Source organism: Porphyromonas sp. (assembly GCF_030529325.1).
Classification (GTDB): domain Bacteria; phylum Bacteroidota; class Bacteroidia; order Bacteroidales; family Porphyromonadaceae; genus Porphyromonas_A.
This window is the reverse complement of sequence record NZ_JAUMXC010000074.1, coordinates 1-5,636: the sequence shown is the minus strand read 5'-3', so window position 1 is coordinate 5,636 and position 5,636 is coordinate 1. Positions and strand designations below refer to the sequence as shown.

Annotated in this window: 5 protein-coding genes; all 5 read right to left on the bottom strand. The window is 48.9% G+C overall.

The window, feature by feature from the left end; genetic code table 11:
- Positions 1-1,295: aldehyde dehydrogenase family protein (locus tag Q4A14_RS08595; protein WP_303171443.1), on the bottom strand; the 1,295-nt coding region annotated here is incomplete at its 3' end.
- Between the two features lie 64 nt (positions 1,296-1,359).
- On the bottom strand, positions 1,360-2,475 hold the full coding sequence (locus Q4A14_RS08590; RefSeq protein ID WP_303171442.1) for a 4-hydroxybutyrate dehydrogenase: 1,116 nt from the start codon (positions 2,473-2,475) through the stop codon (positions 1,360-1,362).
- Between the two features lie 32 nt (positions 2,476-2,507).
- Positions 2,508-3,803, bottom strand: coding sequence for an acetyl-CoA hydrolase/transferase family protein (locus Q4A14_RS08585; RefSeq protein WP_303171441.1), 1,296 nt, complete (start codon positions 3,801-3,803; stop codon positions 2,508-2,510).
- A complete protein-coding gene (locus Q4A14_RS08580; protein WP_303171439.1) occupies positions 3,803-4,108 on the bottom strand; it encodes a NifU family protein in 306 nt (101 codons plus the stop codon). Before Q4A14_RS08580 ends, Q4A14_RS08585 begins: the two co-directional genes overlap by 1 nt.
- A 44-nt stretch (positions 4,109-4,152) precedes the next feature.
- Positions 4,153-5,613: a 4-hydroxyphenylacetate 3-hydroxylase family protein gene (locus Q4A14_RS08575; RefSeq protein WP_303171437.1), complete on the bottom strand. Its 1,461-nt coding sequence runs from the start codon at positions 5,611-5,613 to the stop codon at positions 4,153-4,155.
- Positions 5,614-5,636: the final 23 nt, after the last annotated feature.

The window sequence follows — 5,636 nt, the reverse complement described above, 5'->3', positions numbered from 1 at the left end:
CGTGTGATGTTGAGCATGTGCTTGTAGGTGAAGTTCTCAGAGATTGAGTTGTTACCCCAAGTACCGCAACCGAGGGTGTTAGTCACTGCAAGGCCGTTTTGGATGTGACCACCTGCAGTGGTTGCAGAGACAGCGTTGACAACGACACGTGATACACACATGACATTACCTGTCTTGATGATGTTGCCTTGGTCGTTAGAGTGAACTGCTGCTGTGTGACCGCTACCTTCCATGTCAAGGTTAGCCTTGATCATCTGGAGACCTTCTTCGAAGTGATCGTAGCCGAAGCAACCCATGACAGGACACATCTTTTCTCTACAGATCATGTCTGCGTGAGCGATACCCTTAGCTTCGACAATGAGGATACGTGTACCTGCAGGTACAGTGATGCCAGCCTTCTTAGCGATAAATTCTGCGCTTTGACCTACTGAGTCGCGGTCGATCTTGCCGTCGTCAAAGATAGCGTTGATGACTTTGTCACGATCACCTTCAGGTACGATGTATGCACCGTGGCGAGAGAATGCAGCGAGGACTTCTTCGCGGTTTTCTTTTGGATATACGAAGAACTGTTCGCCCGAGCAGATGATACCGTTGTCGAATGCACGACCTGTGATCACCTTGTCTGCTGCTTCGTCGTAGTTGATGTTGCGGTCGAGGATAACCTGAACGTTACCTGCACCTACACCGAAAGATGGCTTACCTGATGAGTAAGCTGAGTGTACCATAGGCATACCACCTGTAGCCACGATGACGTCGACAGACTTCATGAGCTCTTGAGTCTTTTCGATAGATGGCTCATCTATCACTTGGATAAGGTCTGCAGGTACACCAAGAGGAGCGATAGCTTCCTTGATCATGTTGACAGCCTTAGATGAACACATCTTTGCCTTTGGGTGTGGGGCAATGATGATGGCGTTCTTTGTCTTGAGTGCAAATGCAATCTTAGACATAGGAGTAACGATAGGGTTGGTCATCGGAGTGATACCTGCAAGGACACCGATAGGCTTAGCCACTTCGATCATACCTGTGCGTTCGCAGATGCTGAGGATGCCCATAGACTTCTTGTCGCGAAGGTTGTACCATACACCCTTAGACTTACCGAGGTTCTTAGCTACCTTGTGCTCATAAACACCCATCTGAGTCTCATCAACAGCGATGCGAGCAAGCATCTCCGCGTTTTTGTTGATGGTCATGAGGGCGATCTTTACAGCTTGGTCTGCCTTCTCTTGGTTGAATCTCTCTTCGTACTCTTTCTGTGCCACGCGAGCGCGTGCCACCATTTCTTTAATCTCCATGATTGTTTTCGTTATTTTTTGGTTTCTTCGTTATTCGTATTAAGGAAAACTTGCTACGACAGGATCAATAAAGACGACGGTAGATACCTTCGATATCGTCCACAGTGAGCTCTGTGTAGTTATTGGCGAGAAGACGCTGCTGTGTCGCTATGACGTTCTCTGCAAATCCGCGTACTTCTTCGTCTTTCATGCCGTACTCCTTGAGTGGCTTCTTGTCAAGAAGGTGGCTGAGGAGTTCGTCAATCTTGCGGAAGACGAGTTCGGGAGTAGTGTCCATGATGCGAGCGAGCTTCCAGCTAAGTTCAACGATACAGCCGAATGGGTTCTTCTGTTGGTACACCTTGAAGACTTCGGTGAAGAACTGATAGTTCGCTTCTCCGTGTGGTACGTGGTAGTTACCGCCGAGAGGATAAGAAAGGGCGTGAACAGCACCGACACCTGCGTTACCGAAGGCGATACCTGCGAAGTTACTTGCCATGATCATCTCACCCATCTTCTCGAAACGGTACTCAGGGCCGTGCTCTGCGATCTTTTTGAAGACCTCAAGGATGATCTGCCATGCTGCTTCACTGAACATACGGCTGTAGTCACTTGCCTTGGGAGATACGTACGCTTCGATAGCGTGGATAAGGGCATCGATAGCACTCGCAGCGTAGAACTTGAATGGCAAGCCCTTGAGGAGTTCAGGGATGATGATAGCGTCGTCTGCAGCGATGGTGTCGTCAGCAAGACCCATCTTGGTGTGACGGCTCTTGATCTCTGCGATAGAGATGTTGGTGACTTCACTACCTGTACCGCAAGTGGTAGGGACGATGACGAGTTTCTTTTCCTTGATGAGTGGGATCTTGCGATCGAAAGCGTCAAGGACATTTTCCAAGCCTTTAAGGACAAAGAGCTTGGAGATGTCGATCACTGTACCACCACCGACAGCGATGATACGATCATAGTTGATCCCCTTGATGTCAGCAAGGATGTTGTTCATCATTTCGTCAGAAGGTTCTCCTGCGCCGTACTTCTCTTGGAACAAAAAGTGGCAAGCGAGGTTGGATGCCTTCATATATGGCTCGTAGATAAACTCGTTGGTGATGACCAAGTCATGCTCTCCAAGTTCGAACGCTTTCGCAAATTCAGCGAAAGTGTCAAAGCCGTGCATTACGCTTTTTAGTTTGAACAGTTGCATAATGATTTGTTGTTATGTATTATAATGTGATTTTATTCAAATCTTTCGCGGTACACCTTCATGAGCTCTTCGCGGAAATCGGGATGAGCGATAGAGATGAGGGCTTCGGCTCTTTGTCTCAAGCTACGACCTTTGAGGCGAGCTATACCGTACTCGGTCACGATATAGTCCACATCATTGCGGAGTGTAGTGACCGCTGCACCTTCTGCTATGGTAGGCACAATACGTGATGCTGCACCTTTGCGAGCTGTCGAAGGCATAGCCATGATGCTCTTACCGTTCTTCGACCAAGTCGCACCTCTGACATAGTCTACCTGACCACCGGTGCCGCTGAACTGCTTAGGTCCGATGGTTTCTGAAACAACCTGTCCCATGAGGTCGACCTCGATACAGCTGTTGATGCTGACCATGTTGTCGTTCATCGCTACGGTACGAGGGTCGTTGACATAGTCCACGGGATAAAGCTCTACGTCAGGATTGTTGTTGACAAACTTGTACACCTCTTCTGTGCCCATCAAGAAGGTCGCCACCATCTTGCCCGGGTGAAGGCTCTTTTTCTTACCTGTGATGACACCCGCTCGAACGAGTTCGATCACACCGTCAGCAAACATCTCAGTGTGGATACCGAGATCTTTCTTGTCCTTGAGGAAGAGGAGCGCTGCATCAGGGATAGCACCGATACCGAGCTGAAGGGTAGAGCCATCCTCTACAAGTTCGGCACAGTTGCGACCGATAGCCTCTTCGACGGGGCCGATAGGAGCTTTGGGTATGGTGTAAAGGGGATAATCTGCAAGCACTATATAGTCAAGCTTGGAGATATGTATCTTATTGTCTCCATGTACATAAGGTGTCTGAGCATTGATCTCTCCGATGACTACTCGAGCGACTTCTGTCGAAGGCTTTGTATAGTCCGAAGATACTCCAAACGAGCAATAACCCTCGGCATCAGGCGTAGATAGCTGTACGATAGCTACATCGATAGGGAGGATGCCCTTGCGGAAAAGAGTAGGGACTTCATAGAAAAATGCAGGGATAAAGTCTGCTCTGTTTTCTGCGACAGCTTGTCTTGAGTTTCCTCCGACAAAGTTGGTGATGTGTCTGAAGTGTGGAGCCATTTCCGGCAACATATACTTCCCCTCACCAAGGCAGAGCATGTGGTATATCTCTACATTTTTGAAGTTTTGCGCGTTTCTCACGAGTGCATCAACACAGACCTGTGGCACGCCGGCAGCGTGAGACAGGGAGACTCGTTCGCCATTTTTGATTACTTTGACAGCTTCATCTGCTGATACGATCTTAGATTGGTATTGAGCCAGTATCTCGTTCATTATTTTTTAGATTTTTGAAGTATCTCTTTTGCTTGTTTGATCAAGTCTTCGCTCACTCCGTTGTCGAGGATGGCATCGATATCCTCATCTCCAAAGTGTTCTCTGAGGACGGCCTGTACTGTCCTCTCTGCCGTCTCAAAAGCGGCAGGGCAACCCCGACATGCACCCGTAAAACGGATGTATATCGACTTGCCCCTGATATGAGATAGGACGAGGTCGCCCCCGTGACCACGCAGGATAGGACTGACCTTTTCCTGCAGTACGAGCGCGACCTCCTCCGGATTTAGTACATCTGAAGTACTCATATATACTTTTGGCGTGTGTTATTTCAATCCTTCGGGGAAGTTCCTTACTTGTCGAGAGACACATCTATGCGAGCAATCTCACGAGCGAGAGCCTTCTTACCTTCGAGGTCACCCTGGCGAGCGATCATGATACGCTGTGCCTGTGGAGATCCCGCACCGTGCATAGACTCTGTACGGTAACCGACAGCTGCAGTACCGAGGGTGATATTTTCGATGAGGCGAAGGATACGCATGCGGTTTTCGACATTCTTGCCCTTAGCCCCCACGAGGTACTTCTTCACGATAGGACCGGTCACCGGGTGACGGAGGTCTTGTTCAGAAGGCATGGTCACCATGAGACCACCTGCGATGTCTTCGGCAAGGCGTGCGATTTCGTAAGGAAGACGTGTGATGTTTTGCTTACAAACATTGGCAAGAAGGAGATCGATGAGGTAGTTACCTGCAGGTAGTTGATGTCCTTCAGAAGAACAAGCGATACCGCAAGAGTAAAGTGTCTCATTGAGGTGGATCATCTCGATGAGTTTGTCCTTGATGTGAGAAGCCTTAGGTACACCGTTGTAGTCTGCTGCGAGAGCCGCTGCACCGATGAGGACGTCGCCCACACCTACCTTACAACCACCGTATGATTGTCTGTGATAACCTGCGAAACGCTCTACCATCAGTCCTGCAAACTGGTACTCACGACACATGAAGACACGCTCCATAGGCACAAATACGTTGTCGAAGACCACGAGAGCTTCGTGACCTCCAAACTGTGAGTTGCCTGTATCGATATCTGCTCCCTCTTCCATCTTACGAGTATCGCAGCTCTGGCGTCCGTAGATCATGATGATACCTTCTGCATCGCTTGGGATTGCGAATGATACTGCATAGTCAGCATCCTCTTCCTTCATTGCGATGGTCGGCATGATGAGGTGTTCGTGAGAGTTGACAGCACCTGTCTGGTGAGCCTTGGCACCCGACACGACGATACCGTCAGGGCGTACTTCCACGACGCGGAGGTAGAGGTCAGGATCCTCTTGTTGAGATGGCGAAAGACCACGGTCACCCTTGGGGTCTGTCATCGCACCGTCTACGACAAGGTCGTTTTCCTGTACAAACTCCATATACTTCTTGAAACGCTCATGGTACTCCGTGCCCAAAGCCTTGTCCATGTCGTAAGTGGTAGAGTAGATCGCATTGAATGCGTCCATACCGACACAACGTTGGAAGCAAGAAGCAGTCTTCTGACCCAAGAGACGTTGCATCTTGACCTTATTTTTGAGGTCTTCTGTGCTTTGGTGAAGGTGGCAGAATCTGTTGACCTTCTTGCCGGTGAGGTTAGAAGTAGCTGTCATAAGCTCTTTGTACTCATCCATTTCGGCCAACTTGTAAGTCATTGCCACGGAATTCATAGAAGGACGAATCATTGGGTGATCGACGGGATTATCGATCTTTTCACCCATGAAGTAAACTTGAAGATTTAGTTTTCTCAAGCTCTCTACATACTGTTCGCTCGTCATCATAATGTATACGTTTTAAGTTTTAA